Origin of the sequence: Nonomuraea sp. NPDC048882 (assembly GCF_040649755.1) — a bacterium.
GTDB lineage: Bacteria > Actinomycetota > Actinomycetes > Streptosporangiales > Streptosporangiaceae > Nonomuraea > Nonomuraea maheshkhaliensis.
Map to the genome: position 1 here is coordinate 328,272 of NZ_JBEZGB010000005.1, position 15,332 is coordinate 343,603.

The 15,332-nt window shown below is 71.1% G+C and carries 18 protein-coding genes; 13 read left to right on the plus strand and 5 right to left on the minus strand.

Features of this window, described 5'->3' with window-relative positions:
• Positions 1–64 precede the first annotated feature (64 nt).
• Positions 65–655, plus strand: a complete 591-nt coding sequence (locus AB0C27_RS20235; RefSeq protein WP_357846056.1) for an RICIN domain-containing protein — start codon at positions 65–67, stop codon at positions 653–655.
• 37 nt (positions 656–692) lie between these two features.
• Here the strand turns inward: AB0C27_RS20235 and AB0C27_RS20240 are convergent, their stop codons facing one another.
• On the minus strand, positions 693–1,904 hold the full coding sequence (locus AB0C27_RS20240) for a GPP34 family phosphoprotein (protein WP_357846058.1): 1,212 nt from the start codon (positions 1,902–1,904) through the stop codon (positions 693–695).
• Between the two features lie 160 nt (positions 1,905–2,064).
• On the opposite strand from AB0C27_RS20240, the gene AB0C27_RS20245 reads away from it, so the two are divergent.
• From AB0C27_RS20245 to AB0C27_RS20255, 3 genes are read left to right on the plus strand one after another with little or no spacing between them, the layout of a single operon-like run.
• The gene (locus tag AB0C27_RS20245; RefSeq protein WP_357846060.1) at positions 2,065–2,844 is read left to right on the plus strand and encodes a glucosamine-6-phosphate deaminase; all 780 of its coding nucleotides are present in this window, start codon (positions 2,065–2,067) and stop codon (positions 2,842–2,844) included.
• On the plus strand, positions 2,841–4,007 hold the full coding sequence (locus AB0C27_RS20250) for an amidohydrolase family protein (RefSeq protein WP_357846062.1): 1,167 nt from the start codon (positions 2,841–2,843) through the stop codon (positions 4,005–4,007). The genes AB0C27_RS20245 and AB0C27_RS20250 overlap by 4 nt, the downstream gene beginning before the upstream one ends.
• 25 nt (positions 4,008–4,032) lie before the next feature.
• On the plus strand, positions 4,033–5,523 hold the full coding sequence (locus tag AB0C27_RS20255; RefSeq protein ID WP_357846064.1) for an altronate dehydratase family protein: 1,491 nt from the start codon (positions 4,033–4,035) through the stop codon (positions 5,521–5,523).
• Between the two features lie 41 nt (positions 5,524–5,564).
• On the opposite strand, the gene AB0C27_RS20260 is transcribed toward AB0C27_RS20255, so the two are convergent.
• Together AB0C27_RS20260 and AB0C27_RS20265 are read right to left on the minus strand one after the other, a co-directional pair.
• Positions 5,565–6,554, minus strand: a complete 990-nt coding sequence (locus AB0C27_RS20260) for a LacI family DNA-binding transcriptional regulator (RefSeq protein WP_357846066.1) — start codon at positions 6,552–6,554, stop codon at positions 5,565–5,567.
• Positions 6,555–6,647: 93 nt separating this feature from the next.
• A complete protein-coding gene (locus tag AB0C27_RS20265; RefSeq protein ID WP_357846068.1) occupies positions 6,648–7,253 on the minus strand; it encodes a GDSL-type esterase/lipase family protein in 606 nt (201 codons plus the stop codon).
• Positions 7,254–7,357: 104 nt separating this feature from the next.
• Here AB0C27_RS20265 and AB0C27_RS20270 point away from each other — a divergent pair, with 104 nt between their 5' ends.
• The 8 genes from AB0C27_RS20270 (at position 7,358) to AB0C27_RS20305 (ending at position 13,329) form a co-directional block, all read left to right on the plus strand.
• Positions 7,358–8,224 (plus strand): Gfo/Idh/MocA family oxidoreductase, encoded by an 867-nt coding sequence (locus tag AB0C27_RS20270; RefSeq protein WP_357846071.1) that lies wholly within the window; start codon positions 7,358–7,360, stop codon positions 8,222–8,224.
• 78 nt (positions 8,225–8,302) lie between these two features.
• Positions 8,303–8,539: a hypothetical protein gene (locus AB0C27_RS20275; RefSeq protein ID WP_357846073.1), complete on the plus strand. Its 237-nt coding sequence runs from the start codon at positions 8,303–8,305 to the stop codon at positions 8,537–8,539.
• Positions 8,536–9,792, plus strand: a complete 1,257-nt coding sequence (locus AB0C27_RS20280) for a mannitol dehydrogenase family protein (protein ID WP_357846075.1) — start codon at positions 8,536–8,538, stop codon at positions 9,790–9,792. Before AB0C27_RS20275 ends, AB0C27_RS20280 begins: the two co-directional genes overlap by 4 nt.
• 609 nt (positions 9,793–10,401) lie before the next feature.
• Complete coding sequence (locus AB0C27_RS20285) at positions 10,402–10,584, plus strand: hypothetical protein (RefSeq protein WP_357846642.1); 183 nt, start codon at positions 10,402–10,404, stop codon at positions 10,582–10,584.
• Positions 10,584–11,252, plus strand: coding sequence for a dipeptide/oligopeptide/nickel ABC transporter ATP-binding protein (locus AB0C27_RS20290; protein ID WP_357846644.1), 669 nt, complete (start codon positions 10,584–10,586; stop codon positions 11,250–11,252). The genes AB0C27_RS20285 and AB0C27_RS20290 overlap by 1 nt, the downstream gene beginning before the upstream one ends.
• A gap of 9 nt (positions 11,253–11,261) precedes the next feature.
• On the plus strand, positions 11,262–11,570 hold the full coding sequence (locus AB0C27_RS20295) for an oligopeptide/dipeptide ABC transporter ATP-binding protein (protein ID WP_357846077.1): 309 nt from the start codon (positions 11,262–11,264) through the stop codon (positions 11,568–11,570).
• 82 nt (positions 11,571–11,652) lie between these two features.
• On the plus strand, positions 11,653–12,678 hold the full coding sequence (locus tag AB0C27_RS20300) for a WYL domain-containing protein (protein WP_357846079.1): 1,026 nt from the start codon (positions 11,653–11,655) through the stop codon (positions 12,676–12,678).
• Between the two features lie 102 nt (positions 12,679–12,780).
• The gene (locus AB0C27_RS20305; RefSeq protein ID WP_357846081.1) at positions 12,781–13,329 is read left to right on the plus strand and encodes a VOC family protein; all 549 of its coding nucleotides are present in this window, start codon (positions 12,781–12,783) and stop codon (positions 13,327–13,329) included.
• Between the two features lie 41 nt (positions 13,330–13,370).
• Here AB0C27_RS20305 and AB0C27_RS20310 read toward each other — a convergent pair whose 3' ends face one another.
• The gene (locus AB0C27_RS20310) at positions 13,371–14,150 is read right to left on the minus strand and encodes an alpha/beta hydrolase (protein ID WP_357846083.1); all 780 of its coding nucleotides are present in this window, start codon (positions 14,148–14,150) and stop codon (positions 13,371–13,373) included.
• A 57-nt stretch (positions 14,151–14,207) separates the two neighbouring features.
• On the opposite strand from AB0C27_RS20310, the gene AB0C27_RS20315 reads away from it, so the two are divergent.
• On the plus strand, positions 14,208–14,699 hold the full coding sequence (locus AB0C27_RS20315; protein WP_357846085.1) for a MarR family winged helix-turn-helix transcriptional regulator: 492 nt from the start codon (positions 14,208–14,210) through the stop codon (positions 14,697–14,699).
• Between the two features lie 43 nt (positions 14,700–14,742).
• Here the strand turns inward: AB0C27_RS20315 and AB0C27_RS20320 are convergent, their stop codons facing one another.
• Complete coding sequence (locus tag AB0C27_RS20320) at positions 14,743–15,240, minus strand: hypothetical protein (protein ID WP_357846087.1); 498 nt, start codon at positions 15,238–15,240, stop codon at positions 14,743–14,745.
• Positions 15,241–15,332 lie beyond the last annotated feature (92 nt).

Sequence of the window (15,332 nt, forward strand, 5' to 3'; positions counted from 1 at the left end):
AAGACCGCGGCACGGCTCGCTTCCTACGTTGGTCCCCATCCAACTCACGACAGGGGGAACGAACGTGGGACGACGATCACTGACCCGAACGCTCATCGCCATGCTCATCGCCGTGACCGGCTGGTCTGCCCTCACTGGCAACGCCTCCGCGAGCACCGGCGCCACGCTCCTCGACGACGTACCACCCGGCACCTACAGGATCACCCTCCCGGCCGACACCACGCAGTGCCTGACCGCGGGCGCCAAATTGATCGACCCTCAGCGCATCTACGTCTACTTCGACCCGTGCCAGCCGGGCGACACCAGGCAGGCGTGGAGCTTCCAGCCGTCCGCCAACCCCGGCTCCCCCGCCGACGCGCGCCGCGTCCAGAGCGTGGCGTTCTTCGGACGGTGCCTGGACGCCGACAACCGGGGCGGCCGCCTCACCGGCGTCATCCACGTCTACGCCTGTAACACCAGCCCCAACCAGGCATGGCAGTTCAAGGGCGGCCTGGGCGCACCCGGTAACGGATGCGTGTGGGTGGCCTACCTGTGCGACGTGCGCATGGTGCGCGTCCCGGCCATCCCGTACTACGACGACCTGCCCGTCCGCCTGATCAAGCCGAGCCTGGAGGACGTCAACTTCGGCCGGGATCAGTTCATCGTCCAGAACTGACGATCGACCCCGCCTGCGCCAGGCAGGAGGACGGCGCCTACTCCCCACCACCTCCCTCGGAAGAGGCGCTGTCGTGGCTTCTGGAGGGGACGCTCATGGAGAGCACCGCGCTGGTGTCCCGCACCTCCTCCGGCAGGGCCGCCACCGCCCCGATCCCCCGGGCGCGGTCGAGTCTCTGGCGCATCGTCATGGTCAGTCCCAGTTCGCCGTTCAGTCCGGCCTCCTCCACGAGGTCCGACAGGAGCAGCAGGTGCCCGTCCATGGGGACCCGTTCCTCGGTGGCGGCCCTGAGCCGGCTGGCCAGCGCGTCGCGTACGCCGGGATCCGGGTGGTGGCGTTCCTCCTGATCGGGGCCGGAGCGGGGGCTGTGGAACAGCACGCCGCCGCCGGTCAGCGCGTCCCGGTGCAGGAGGAGCGCCCTGTCGCCGCGCCGCTTGAGCCACTGGCGTAGGCCGATCGGCTCACGCGGGGAGTCCGTCGCGGCCCCGCCGCGCTGCCGGGCAGCCGTCTCCAGCTCCGCCAGCAGCTCATCGGCCCAGGCCAGGCCGGTGGGGGTCGCGTCCAGCAGGTGGATCTTGCTCGGCGAGAGGTAACACTCGAAGCCGAACACCCTGATCTTCTTCCGGGGCACGACCCTCAGCCTGCGGCGCAACGCGAGCTCGCCGAGTTCCGCCGCCGCGCACGCGACCGCGCTCTGATGCCGGTCGTGGACGTCCCCGTACCGGTAGGAGAGGAGAAGGAACGCCTCGGGCAGGGACAGGCGCGGCGGAGCCAGGACCGTGCCCTCCGGCGCCGGCCGAGCCCCGCCCACGGGGCCGCCGTCCACCGCTGCCTGGTCCTCGCCGGTCGTGGAGCTCTCGTCGCCCTTCCAGAGTTCGCGCAGCGGGCCCCAGGCGTACCATCCGAGCCATCCCGCCGCCAGGAAGGCGAAGCCGGCGGTCAGCAGGTCGCCGTCGAAGAGCGACATCACCCCTTTGACGAACGCGCCCAGCGTCGTCGGGATCAGCAGGAGCAGGACGAGCACCACCACGACGCGCGCCATGAACAGCCCGGCCCCCTTGACGGTCTCCCCCACCTCCACCAGCACCGAGGGCGGCGCCGCGTCCGGCTCGACCAGCCCCGCCCGCGCGGGCCGCACGCTCCTGCCCGCGAAAGCCCGCAAACCCTTCCAGCCGAGGTACGCCGCGGCGGCCCACAGGGCGATCCAGGCGATCAGGCCGTCATCGCCCGGCTGCCAGGCACCCAGCACGATGACTCCGGCGGGGCGCGGCGACGCCTCGCCCGGCTGGCCGTAGCAAGCGCTGTCACCGACGTCTGGGCAGCTTTGCCGTGGAAGAGTGTCAAGCCTTCTTGCAAGTGCTGCATACGTTTGCAGTATGGTGGTGTTCGCCTAGTCCGAGGAGGATCACTTGTCCACCCCACTTTCCCGATTCACGGCGGACAGCCTGCCCGTCGAGGTGTACGCGAGCGAGGCGGACCTGGGCCGCGCCGCGGCCGAGCGCGCCGCCGCGACCATCCGGGACGCGGTGCGACGGCGCGGCGCCGCCCGGGTCGTCATCGCCACCGGAAACTCCCAGTACGCGTTCACCGACGCGCTGCGCGAGCAGGAGATCCCGTGGGGTCGGGTGACGGTCTTCCACATGGACGAGTACGTGGGCATCGCGGCCGACCACCCGGCCTCGTTCCGGCGCTGGATCAGGGAGCGGATCGAGATCCCCTTCGCGCCCGCCGACGTCCACTACATCGACGGCAACGCCGCCGACCCGGAGGCCGAGTGCGCACGATACGAGGCCGAGCTGCGTACGCTGCCGCTGGACCTGGTGTGCATGGGCGTCGGTGAGAACGGTCACCTGGCCTTCAACGAGCCGCACCAGGCGCGCTTCGACGACGACCGGTGGGCGCGGGTGATCACGCTGCTCGCGCGCTCGCGCGAACAGCAGGTCGGCGAGGGGCACTTCGCCACGGTCGAGGACGTGCCCGCCACCGCGATCTCGCTCACCGTGCCGGCGCTGCTGGCGGCCGAGTCGGTCCAGGTGTGCGTCCCCGAGCAGCGCAAGGCGGCGGCCATCGCCGCCACGCTGAACGATCCGATCACGACCGCCTGCCCCGCCACGATCCTGCGCCGCTCGCCGCACGCCACGCTGTTCCTCGACGCCGACTCCGCCAGCAAGATCGACTCTCTGCGGTGATCCTCACCGGCGGACGGGTGCTGCTCCCGGACGGCATCCGCGACGACGTGGACGTGGTGATCACCGACGGCCGGATCGCGTCACTGCCGCCGCATACGAGCGACCACGCCGACGGGGTGATCGACTTGGGTGGGCGGTTGGTCACGGCCGGGCTGGTCGATCTGCATGTGCACGGGTTCGCGGGCGCCTGTTTCGACGCGGGCTCCGGGCAGGCCGCCGAGGTGCTGCGCGGGCTGGCGCGGCAGGGGGTCACCAGTGTGCAGGCGTCGCTGGTGTCGGCGTCCGTGGAACGGCTGGCCGAGCTGCTGGCCGCGTTCGCCGCCGTGGACCGTACCGCCGAGGGTGGCGCGGAGCTGCTCGGCCTGCACCTGGAGGGCCCCTTCCTGGCGCCCGCGCAGTGCGGCGCGCACGACCCGGCCGTGCTCCGTCCCCCGACGCTCGCCGACATCGACCTGCTCCTGCGGCACCGCGACGTGCTCAGCATGATCACGCTCGCCCCCGAACTCCCCGGCGCCGTCGAGGCCACCGGTCTCCTCGCCGGCGCCGGGGTCGTCGTCGCCGCAGGGCACAGCGACGCCCGCGGCGACGACCTGAGTGCCGCCGTCGAGGCGGGGCTCACGCACATCACGCACCTGTGGAGCGGCCAGTCCGGCACGGTCCGGCGGGGCCCGTGGCGGGTCCCCGGCCTGCTGGAGGAGTCGCTGGCCGCCGATCACCTCACCGCCGAGGTGATCGCCGACGGCCGCCACCTGCCGCCCGCGTTGCTGGAGATCGCCCGCCGCTGCGTGGGCGAACGGCTGTGCGTGGTGTCCGACGGCACGCCGGGCACCGGACTGCCGCGCGGCTCCCGCTACCGGCTCGGCACCGTGACCTGCGAGGTCGGCGACGGTGTCGGACTGGTGGTGGGCGCGGACGCGTTCGGCGGCTCCACCTCGGCGCTGCCGGACATGCTCCGCCACCTGACCGGCGACCTCGGCTGGCCCGTCCCCGAGGCCGTGGCCGCGGCCACCAGCACCCCGGCGCGGGTGCTCGGTCTGACCGGCCGCAAGGGCACGATCGAGGTCGGCGCCGACGCCGACCTCGCCGTCTTCGACGAAGGCTTCCATCCGTGGGCGACCGTCCTGCGCGGCAGGTGGCTCGGCCCAGAAGAGATCAGCGCATGAGCATCGGCCCAGAAGGGAGCAGCGCATGAGCAGAGTCATCCGGTTGAGGGAGGGCGACACAGTGGCCGTCGCGCTCGACGGGCTCGCCGCCGGCGACTCCTTCGGGTACGGACTCACCGCGACCCAGGACGTCCCGCCCGGCCACAAGGTCAGCCTCGCGGCGGTCGGACCCGGCGCGGAGGTCACCAAGTACGGCCAGGTCATCGGCCACGCCACCGCCCCCATCGCCCCGGGCGAGCACGTGCACACGCACAACCTGGGCTTCCACGACACCGACCGGACCGAGGTCGTCCCCACGCCGGGGACGGTCGTCCGGCGGGAGCCCGAGACGTTCCAGGGCATCGTGCGTCCCGACGGCCGGGTCGCCACCCGCAACTACGTCGGCATCATCACCTCCGTCAACTGCTCGGCGACCGTCGCCAAGCTCATCGCCGACCAGGCCCGCCGTTCGGGAATGCTGGACTCGGCGCCGGGAGTGGACGGCGTGGTCGCCATCACGCACGGCAGCGGGTGCGGCCTGGCCTCCGACGGCGAGGGGCTGGAGCTGCTGCGCCGTACGCTGTCCGGCTACGCCGCCCACCCCAACTTCGGCGCGCTGCTGGTGCTGGGGCTGGGGTGCGAGGTGAACCAGATCGCCGAGCTCGACCTGCCCACCGGCACCCCGATCGCGACGATGACCATCCAGGAGGCCGGCGGCACGGCGGCGGCCGTGCGGAAGGGCGTCGAGGCCATCCGCGAGCTGCTGCCCTCGCTCGGCGTGTCCCGGACGGAGGTTCCCGCCTCGCACCTGGTGCTCGGGCTCAAGTGCGGCGGCTCCGACGGCTACTCGGGCATCACCGCCAACCCCGCGCTGGGCGTGGCCGCCGACCTGCTGGTCGCGCAGGGCGGCACCGCGATCCTGGCCGAGACCCCGGAGATCTACGGCGCCGAACGGCTGCTGGCGGCCAGGGCGGTGGACGAGAAGGTGGCGCGGGCGCTGCTGGACCGCATCGACTGGTGGCGCGACTACACCGCGCGGCACGGCGGCTCGCTCGACAACAACCCCTCACCGGGCAACAAGGACGGCGGAATCACCACAATCCTGGAGAAGTCGCTCGGCGCGGTGGCCAAGGCCGGCAGCTCGCCGCTGACCGGCGTGCACGGTTTCGCCGAGCCGGTACGGCAGCCGGGCCTGGCCTTCATGGACACCCCCGGCTACGACCCCGTCTCGGTCACCGGCATGGTGGCGGGCGGCGCGAACATCGTCTGCTTCACCACCGGGCGCGGTTCCGTCTACGGGTGCAAACCGGTGCCGAGCCTGAAGCTGGCCACCAACAGCGACGTCTACCGGCGGATGCGGGACGACATGGACCTGGACTGCGGGCCCATCGCGACGGGCGAACGCACGATCGAGGAGACCGGCCGCGCCGTCTACGACCTGATCCTGGCCACCGCGTCCGGGCAGCAGACGGCCAGCGAGCTGCTCGGATTCGGCGACGAGGAGTTCGCGCCGTGGCAGCTCGGCGCCGTCATGTAAGCCAGGCCGGTCCGAGGCCGGCCGTCACGTGACGCAGGCCGTCACCTGGACGGTGCCAGGGTGGTGGAGCCGCGGACGACCAGTCGTGTCTCCAGTTGCACGACCGGCGGCTCCTCCTCTCCCGGATTGTTGATCATGTCGAGCAGCAGATCGACCGCCACCACCCCGGCCTCCGTCCCCGGCACGTGGATCGAGGTCAGCGTCGGATAGGCCATGCCGGACATCGGGCTGTCGTCGATGCCGATCACGCTCAGGTCCTGGCCGACCCGCACCCCGCGCTCGGCCAGGCGGGTCATCAGGCCGAGCGCGATCAGGTCGTCGTAGGCGATGACCGCGGTGACGTCACCGGCGTGCACCAGGTCGGCGGCGCGTACGCCGGCCTGGACCTGCGGCTCGAACGGCCCGTACTCGACCAGTTCGACGCCCTGCGCCTGGCAGGCCGCGACGACCGCCTCGCGCCGCTGCGCGTTGGACCACGAGCGCCGCGGGCCGCTGAGGTAGGCGAGCTTCCTGTGGCCGAGCGCGGTCAGGTGCTCGACCGCCTCGATCATCCCGTCGTCGTTGTCGACCAGCACGTTGGCCGCGCCGGGGACCCGCCGGTTGACGAACACGATCGGCTTGAGCCGGGCCAGCTCGTGCAGCCGGTCGTCACCGGTACGCGGAGAGACCATGATCAGCCCATCCACCCGCTTACGCAGGATCTGCGCCCGCTCGACCTCGTCACTCGGGTGCTCGTCGACGTCCGTGATGATCACGGTCTTGCCCTTGAGCCCCGCCCGCGCCTGGATCGCCTTGATGATCGGCGGGAAGAACGGGTTGGCGATGTCGGGCACGATCAGCCCGAAGATGTCGTGATGGCCGGAGATCAGCGAGCGGGCCGTCTGGTTGGGCACGTAACCGAGCTCGCGGGCCGCGCGGCGGACGCGCTCGCGCGTGTGCACGTTGACCTTGTCGGGGTCGGACAACGCCCGCGACACGGTCGACGCGGACAGCCCGGTGGCCTGGGCGACGTCCGCAAGCGTGACTGGCATGAGCCTGACCTCCTGGTTTGCTGCAACGAGGCGACGATATCGCACGGGCGGAGCTGAGGAAGCGTTCTCTTGTTGCAGGTCGGTGCTGCTATTTCAGCTATCGCTTGCAATCGTACGTTCGGGTACGCCGAGCGCGTCGACGAGCGTGCGCGCCATCACCCGGTGCCCCTCGGCGTTGGGATGCACCGGATCTCCGTACCAGCGGGAATCGGCGTCCTGCCAGCGAGCGTGGTGATCGACGAGCGCCGCACCCAGCTCGCCGGCCAGTTCCCTGATCGCCTCGGCATAGGCGGGGATGGCCGCGATCGGCCCGGGCACGGGGGTCTGCAGGGCGACCAGGGACCCCGCCTCCCGTACGCGCTCGATGACCGGCGTCAGCACGGCGCGGAACTCCGCGACGGAGAGGTCCTTGGCGTCGTTCGTACCGACCCCGATCACCGTCACGTCGGGCGCGTGCCGCAGGACCGCCCGGTCGAGGTGCGCTGCCAGGTTGGCACCCCGCCAGCCGCTGACCCCCGTGTTGATCACCGCGTCCAGGAACCGCCCGCACTCGTACCTGACCCGCTCCGAGAACAGCTCGACGTAGCCGCGCGCCCCGGCCGTCCACCGGGCGGCCTGCACGATGCTGTCGCCCGCGAACACCCAGGTGGCGGGCGCCTCCCCCGTCAGCAGGTCGCCGATCGCCGTCAGGTCGTCCATGAAGCCTCCTGCAAGCGTTTGTTGCAATTTCAGGCGCAGTCTCGGCATTATGGCACGGAACCCGACGAGGATCACATGACTGCGTTTGCAGGAGGCTGACAGGTATGAAGCGGTACGTCGTATGCGGGCTGTCCAACAGGGGGCTGGCGAGCTTCGTGCTGCCCCTGCTCGACCACGGCGACACCGTCGCGGGCGTGGTGGGCCCCGACCGGGCGAGGGTGAAGGCGTTCAACGACTCGGTGCTGCCCGAGGGGCACGAGCGCCTGCCCTGGTACGCGCCGTCCGACTTCGACCGGATGGTCGACGAGCTGGCGCCCGACACGGTGATCGTCGCCTCCCCCGACCACACCCACGCCGGCTACATCCTGGCCGCACTCGCCCGCGACCTGGACGTCATCTCCGAGAAGCCCATGGTCACCACCGCCGCCGACGCCGTCCGCGTGCTGCGCGCCGAGCGTGACAGCAAGGGGTCGGTGCTGGTCACGCACAACATGCGCTACATCCCGCGGCACCGCAAGATCAAGCGGCTGATCCAGGACGGCCGGCTCGGCCGCATCACCCACGTCGCCCTCGACTACCACGTGGACGTACGGCACGGCGGCAGCTACTTCCAGCGCTGGAACCGGGTGCGCGCACTGTCCGGCGGCCTGTCGGTGCACAAGGGCTGCCACCACCTCGACCTGGTCTCCTGGTGGATCGGCGCCGCTCCCGAGCAGGTCTTCGCCTACGGCGCGCTCAACTTCTACGGCCCCGACAGCCCGCACCGCCCCCGCGACGCCTCCGGAACGCCGTACACGGGGGCCGACCTGTACGAACGCGACCCCTACTACCGGGCGCAGGCGGGCAGCGGCGCGTTCGCCTTCGCCGAGCCCGGCGGCGTCCGCACCGGCCTGTACGGCCTGGCCTACGAGCACCAGTACCCCACCGACACCTACCTCTACGACGACGAGATCGACATCGAGGACACCTAACCCGCGCTGGTCCGCTACGACAACGGCGCGAGCCTGGCCTACACCCTCGACTTCTCCTCCCCATGGGAGGGCTACCGCGTGCTGATCAGCGGCACGCACGGCCAGATCGAGTCCCGCCACGGCAGGACCCCGGACGGGACCACGCTGCCGGGCTCCGGCACGTTCACGTTCTCGCCCGCGCCGGAGTCGCTGCGCGACGGCCTGCTCGCCGACGCCCGGCAGGGGGCGCTGGCGGTGGCGACGGGCGAGGCGATCTGGCGCTCGGCCGTGGAGTCGCGCCCGATCGACATCGCCGAACTCCTCGCCGAATCATGATCGTGCACTTCGGGCTCGGCGCCTTCCACCGTGCTCACCAGGCCGTCCACACACAGGAGGCGGGCGACGGCTGGGCGATCTGCGCGGTGGCGCCGCGCTCTCCCGAGGTCGTCCGCGCGCTGCGCGCCCAGGACCATCGCTACACGCTGCTGGTACGCGACGGCGACGACGTCTCCGCGACCGAGATCTCCTCCGTACGGCGGACCCTGCACGCCCCGACCGAGACCGAGCAGGTCATCCGGCAGGTGGCCGACCCCGAGGTCCGGGTGATCACGCTGACGATCACCGAGAAGGCCTACGCCGACACCCGGCCGGGCAGCCCGATCGACCTGCTGGCGGCCGGCCTGACGCGCAGGACCTCGGACGGGGCCGGCCCGGTGGCCGTGGTCAGCTGCGACAACCTGCTCGCCAATGGCCCCCGGCTACGTGAGGCCGTGCTGAACGTCTGCGGGAGCGTGCCGGAGGGGGTGTCGTTCCCGGCCACGGTGGTGGACCGGATGGTGCCCGCCACCACGCCGGAGGACCTGGCGACCGCGGCGAAGCTGACCGGGCGGGAGGACCTGGCGGCCGTGGTGGCCGAGCCGTTCAGCCAGTGGGTGCTCCAGGACGACTTCCCCGCCGGCCGGCCGGCCTGGGAGCGGGCGGGGGCGCGGTTCGTGGCGGACGTGGAGCCGTACGAGCAGGCCAAACTGCGCATTCTCAACGGCGCGCACAGCACGCTCGCCTACACCGGCGCGCTGACCGGCCACGAGCACGTCGCGGACGCGCTCGCCGACCCGGTGCTCGCCCGGCTGGCCGAACGGCTGCTGCACGAGGACGTGCTGCCCGCACTGACCCCGCCCCCCGGTGTGGACCTGCGCGAGTACGGCGCGCAGGTGCTGGACCGGATGCGGAACCGGGCGCTGCGTCACCGATGCGCGCAGATCGCCATGGACGGGTCGCTCAAGGTGCCGATCCGCCTGCTCGGCACGGTGCGCGACCGGCTGGCCGCCGCGGCGATGCCGCGCTGGGCCTGCCTGGCGGTGGCCGCCTGGCTCAGGCACGTCACCGTCGCCACCGACGACGCCGGGCGGCCGGTCGAGGTCAGCGATCCGCGCGCCGGCGACCTGCGGCGGCTGGCGCACGATCCGATGCGGCTGCTCGCCGCGGTGGCGCCCGACCTGGCCGACCACGCGGAGGTCGCCGCCCGCATCCGCGCCGACCTGGCCGATTTCGCGGCGTACGGCGTGCGGGACTGCCTCAGGAACGCCTGAACGATAACCATCCTTGCAGCAATCGATCTACGCTGCCCTGAAGCTCGGAATGACTGCAAATCAGATGATGGTCTTTGCAGTATTGCGGCAATCGTTTGTGGTCACTAGGTTCGATGTCATCGGCCGTGGCGTGGGGGGCGCCTTCGACGAAGGAGTTGATCATGGAAAGCAGCTCGCGGATCGAATCTCACCTGAGCCGCCGGCAGATCCTGGCGGGCGCGGCGGCACTGACAGCAGGCGCCCTGGCCTGGCCAGGAGCACGTACGGCGAAGGCGGCATCGCTGGTCCTGCCCGACCCGCCCGCGAACGGCATCGCCCGCGGCCAGATCTTCGACAACCAGATCCCCGACAAATCGGTCTACGCCGGGCTGGTGGACTTCGTCTGGGGAGCCTCAACCCTGGCGCAGCCCGCCGGCGCGGTGCCCTCCGGTTACCTGCCCGCCTTCCGCGACTTCGACCGCACCCACACCCTGGCCTGGTACCAGGCCAACCATCCCGACTGGGTGGTCTATCAGGCCGACCGGGTCACGCCGGCGTGGGAGTTCGGCAACACGCTCTACGTCCCGATCGACCCCGCCGCTGCACGGGCCGCTGCGCGAGCTGCGCGGCATCCCCGGCTCGCCCCGCGACCTGCGCGCGCTGCCTGCCGGCTGCGCCTTCCAGCCCCGCTGCCAGAAACGGCAGCCCGAGTGCTCGACCACCCGGCCGGAACTGCCTCTGGCGGCCGAGCACGGCGCCGCCTGCCTCCTGGCGCAGCCGGCCGACCTCCCCGGAAGCAAGGCGGTGCGTTGATGTCATCGACAGAGGCGATCCTTGAGGCGGTCGCCGTGACCAAGCGCATCCCGCTGCACGGCCGCGACCGCGGCCGCGTGGTGCACGCGCTGAACGGGGTCGACCTGACCCTGCGGCGCGGGCGGATCCTGGCGCTGGTGGGCGAGAGCGGCTCCGGCAAGAGCATCCTGGCCCGGCTGCTGGCACTCGGCGACCTCCCCACCGGCGGCGAGATCCGCTTCGCCGGGAAACCGGTCCGGCGCGCGGACCGCCGTACCCACTTCGGCCGGGTCCAGATGGTGCTGCAGGACCCGTTCTCGTCGCTGAACAACCTGCACCGGGTGCGCTACATCCTGTCCAGACCGCTGCGCAACTTCGGCCGCACGCCGGCGGCCGAGCTGGAGCAGCGCATCCTGGACCTGCTGGAACGGATGAACCTCACCCCGGCCGACGACTTCATCGACAAGTACCCGCACGAGCTGTCCGGCGGCCAGCGCCAGCGCATCGCCATCGCGCGGGCGCTGGCCGCCGAACCGGCCGTCCTGCTCGGCGACGAGCCCCTGTCGATGCTGGACGTCTCGATCCGGCTGGACATCCTCAACCCGCTCGCCGAGCTGCGCCGGCGCGACGGGCTGGCCATGCTCTACATCACCCACGACATCGCCAGCGCCCGCTACTTCGCCGACTAGATCAGCGTCATGTACGCCGGTCACATCGTGGAGACGGGGCCCGTGGAGCAGGTCACCCAGGACCCGAAGCACCCGTACACGAAACTCCTGCTCGCCGCCTCCCCCGACCCCGACCGGCCGGCCGCCTCACCGGGGACGGACGAACCGGACGACCTCGACGAGGAGGACCTGGCGGAACCCCCGAATCTGCTCGCCGAACCTGTCGGCTGCCCCTTCGCCCACCGCTGCCCGCACGCGACCCCGGCCTGCCACACCGAGACCCCGCCGACGCACACGTTCACCCCGGACCACCGGACCCGCTGCTGGCTCTACTCCTGACAGTTTTCAGCTCCGGTCCTGCGGCGGCCCTGCCGGCGGATGCGGACACGAACGGTCCTCGTTCTGCAGCAGGCTGAGGGGTATGCCGGACACCACCGCACGCGCGCTCGCCCTCCTCAACCTGCTGCAGACGCATCGGCACTGGACGGGCCCCGACCTGGCCCGGCGGCTCGGCGTCACGCGGCGCACGGTGCGCAGGGACGTCGAACGCCTGCGTGACCTCGGCTACCGCATCGAGTCGGCGCCGGGGCTCGCGGGCGGTTACCGGCTCGAACCCGGCGGGGTGGTGCCGCCGCTCCTGCTCACCGACGACGAGGCCGTGGCGATGGCGGCAGGCCTGCGTCTCGCGGCGACGCGGCAGCTCACCGACGGGGCCGACACGACGCTGCGGGCGCTCACCAAGCTCGAACGCGTCCTGCCCGCCGCGCTGCGCGAACGGGTCAACGCCCTCGCCACCGCGGTACGCCCGTCCCGGACGGGACCCCGTACCGGAGCCGGGCCTGGGACCGAAGCCGCATCAAGTGCCCGGCCTGGAGTGTCGCCGACCGTGCTGACCGACCTGGCGCTGGCCTGCCGCGACCACGAGCGCACCCGCTTCACCCATATATCCCCCTCAGCGAGCGGCCCGTCACCACGCCACGTCGAACCCCACCACCTGGCCCCGTCCGAACGGCACTGGTACCTCCTGTGCTGGGACCTCGACCGCGACGACTGGCGCACGTTCCGCATCGACCGGATCTCCGCCGTACACCGCACCGCCGTGTTCTTCGAGCCACGGCCGCTCTCCCAGCGCCAGATCGAGGAGTTCGTGGCCGTCGCGACGTCATGGGGCAGGCAGGCGACCGACGCGACCGCGACGATCCGGATGCCGATCGAGCGGCTCCGGCAGGAGTTCGGCGAGTGGGCCCAGGGCGTCGAGCCGGCGGGCGCCGACACCACGCGCTGGCCGGTGGGCGGCGGCGACGTCCGCGAGACGATGTACGCCCTGTCGTGGATCCCGGCCGGCGTCGAGTACACCGTCGACCTGCCCGGCCCCGCGCGCACGCAACTGCGCGAGACGCTCGCACGAATGCTCCGCGCCCTGGAGACGCCGCCTGACGCCGCCTGACGCCGCCTGACGTCACCCGTCAATCATCCCCCGCAGATGCGGACGGAATATGACCTCGTCTCCTGCGAGCATGCCTGCACCGCTCACGCAGGAAGGATCATCATGACCACATTCCCTCACGCGCCCGCCGGCTCGAACACGGTCAATCCGTTCATCATCACCGACCAGGCCATCGAACTGATCGACTTCCTCATCGACGTGTTCGGCGCGACCGACGTGCCGGCGGCCCGTACGATCGACAAGGACGGCCTCGTCCTGCACGCCGAGCTCCACCTGGGCGACTCGCTGCTGATGCTCGCCGACCGCAAGCCCGACTGGCCGTTCACCCCCGCGCTCACCCGCGTCTACGTGAACGACATCGAGGCCACGCTGGCCCGCGCGGAGGCTCGCGGAGCACGCGTCGTGACCCGACCGACCGACTTCTTCGGCGACAAGCTCGCCCGCTTCCAGGACCGTTCAGGAAACCTCTGGTGGGTGTACCAGCACGACCCCGCGGCGACCGACCAGGACTGGACCACCGCCTCCGACGAGCCGGCGGAGTGGTCCCAGGACACCGACGACTGGACCGCCTTCTCCACCCCCGAACTCGACTACATCCACCAAACCCTCATGGACGCGATGCACACACTCCACGACCCGAGAACCCCCTGAGCCCGCAGGCTCCATAAGACCGTTGGCCACCGGCGCGGTGATCACCGAGCAGACCGCAGAAAATCCAGGAGGATCTCGTTGTAGACGTCCGGACATTCCATGTTCGGGTAGTGGGCCGCACCGTCGACGGTGATCGTGCGGCCGTCGGCGACGGCGGAGGCGACCCGTTCCGCCATGCCGATGTGGTCGGGCGAGTCGAGAGCCCCGTTGACGGCCAGCACGGGGACCTCGATCTTGGCGACGCGCTCCCAGGTGCCGGTCACCGGGACGAGCAAATCGGGTTCGCCGGCGGTGTGCTTGGCCATGGTCTGCCTGGCCATCCGCCGCAGCCGGCGCACGACGTCGGGATCGCACTCGTCGAGGGTCCGGTACGGGCCGGCCACGAACGCCATGAACCCCTCGACCGACCCCTCCAGATCGCCGGCCGCCATGACCGCGTGCCAGGTGGTCAGGCGCTGGACGGTCCAGGGGTCGGTGAAGTACGGCTCGCCGGTGCCTGCGCCGGTGATGACCACGGCGCTGACCAGCTCGGGATGCTCCAGCGCGGTCTCGACCGCGACGCTCGCGCCCATGGACACACCCACGAGCACGGCCGGGCCCGTACGCAGCCGGCGCAGCAAGGCGGCGAGGTCGTCGGTGAGCCGGTACGGCTCGGTGGCGTTGGCGGAGCGGCCGTGGCCGCGGGCGTCGGGCGCGATGACCCGGTGGCTCCCGGCGAACTCCGCGATCTGCGCGTGCCACATGCCGTGGTCCACGAAGCCGCCGTGCAACAGGACGAGAGGCCGACCGGCGCCGACGTCGAGCCAGAACACATCATTCATGACAACCAAGGTGTCATCTTGGACCAAGAATGACAACTAAGGTGTCATCATGGAACGGTGAGCGGAACAGCCCGGCCCCAGCACCCCGCAGACCTACCCGACCGCCTTGCCGAGGTGTTCGACCTGGTGGGACCGCTGTACCGGCGCGCCCACCGCAAGGTGGAGCAGGACGCGCCCATCGAGGGCCTGCCGGTCGGAGTGCGGGCCGTCCTCGTCCTGCTGCGCGAACACGGCCCCATGACCGTCCCCCAGATGGGCAGGACGCAGGCGCTGAGCCGCCAGTTCGTCCAGCGCATGATCAACGACGCGGCGGCGCGCCACCTGGTCGAGTCCGTCCCCAACCCGGCGCACAAACGCTCCTCACTCATCCGGCTCACGGAAGAAGGCACAGCCGCCATCACGGCCGTACTCGCCCGCGAACGCGCCGTACTCGCCCAGGCGGGCGAAGGCCTGACCGACGCCGACATCACCGCCTGCATCCGCGTCCTCACCCACCTCCTGCACTTCCTCGACAACCTGCACTTCCTCGACAACGTCGACGTGGACTGACATCCATAGGAGCATCCCGCGCGCGACCGCGTACCGGCTCCCGCTAACCGAAATTCCAGCAATAGAGCAACTGACCCTCGTCCCGGGCACGTCGGGCCAAGTCGCGCAGCTCTGCGACGAGCGCGGAATAGGACTCAGGATCACCGCCTTCCTCCGCCGCCCATCGCTCGCCGAGCTCGACGAGTTCCGCGTCGGTAACGTCCGCGAGCGAGTCACGAACATCCACCGGCAGTTCCTCGATCCCCGGACCCACCAAGTACGGCGAATCCTCCGGAAGGGCGGCCAACTCCTGGTCGGTCTTGGGCGCATTCTCCGGAGGCGGATAAAGCTCAACCGTCGGCACGAGATCCATGCTGTAGGGCACGTTCCTGATCAGCGCGATCAGTTTCGACAGCGAGTCGCACGGATTGAACCACTTGCTCTCCACGGCATCGAAGGCCGGAAAACCAGGGAGGGGTTTCTCCACCACGCGGGAGTGATCCGGTTTCTCCACGGCGACCTGCCTGTTCGCCGCCCGGAAATACTCATAAAAAATGCCCACCGGAATCCTCCGCCTGCTAAATCACTCATCTCTCAGGGTCGCCGAATCCAGGCCATGTCAGCTCGCGCTGAAGTCCGGCACCCGACTCCGCC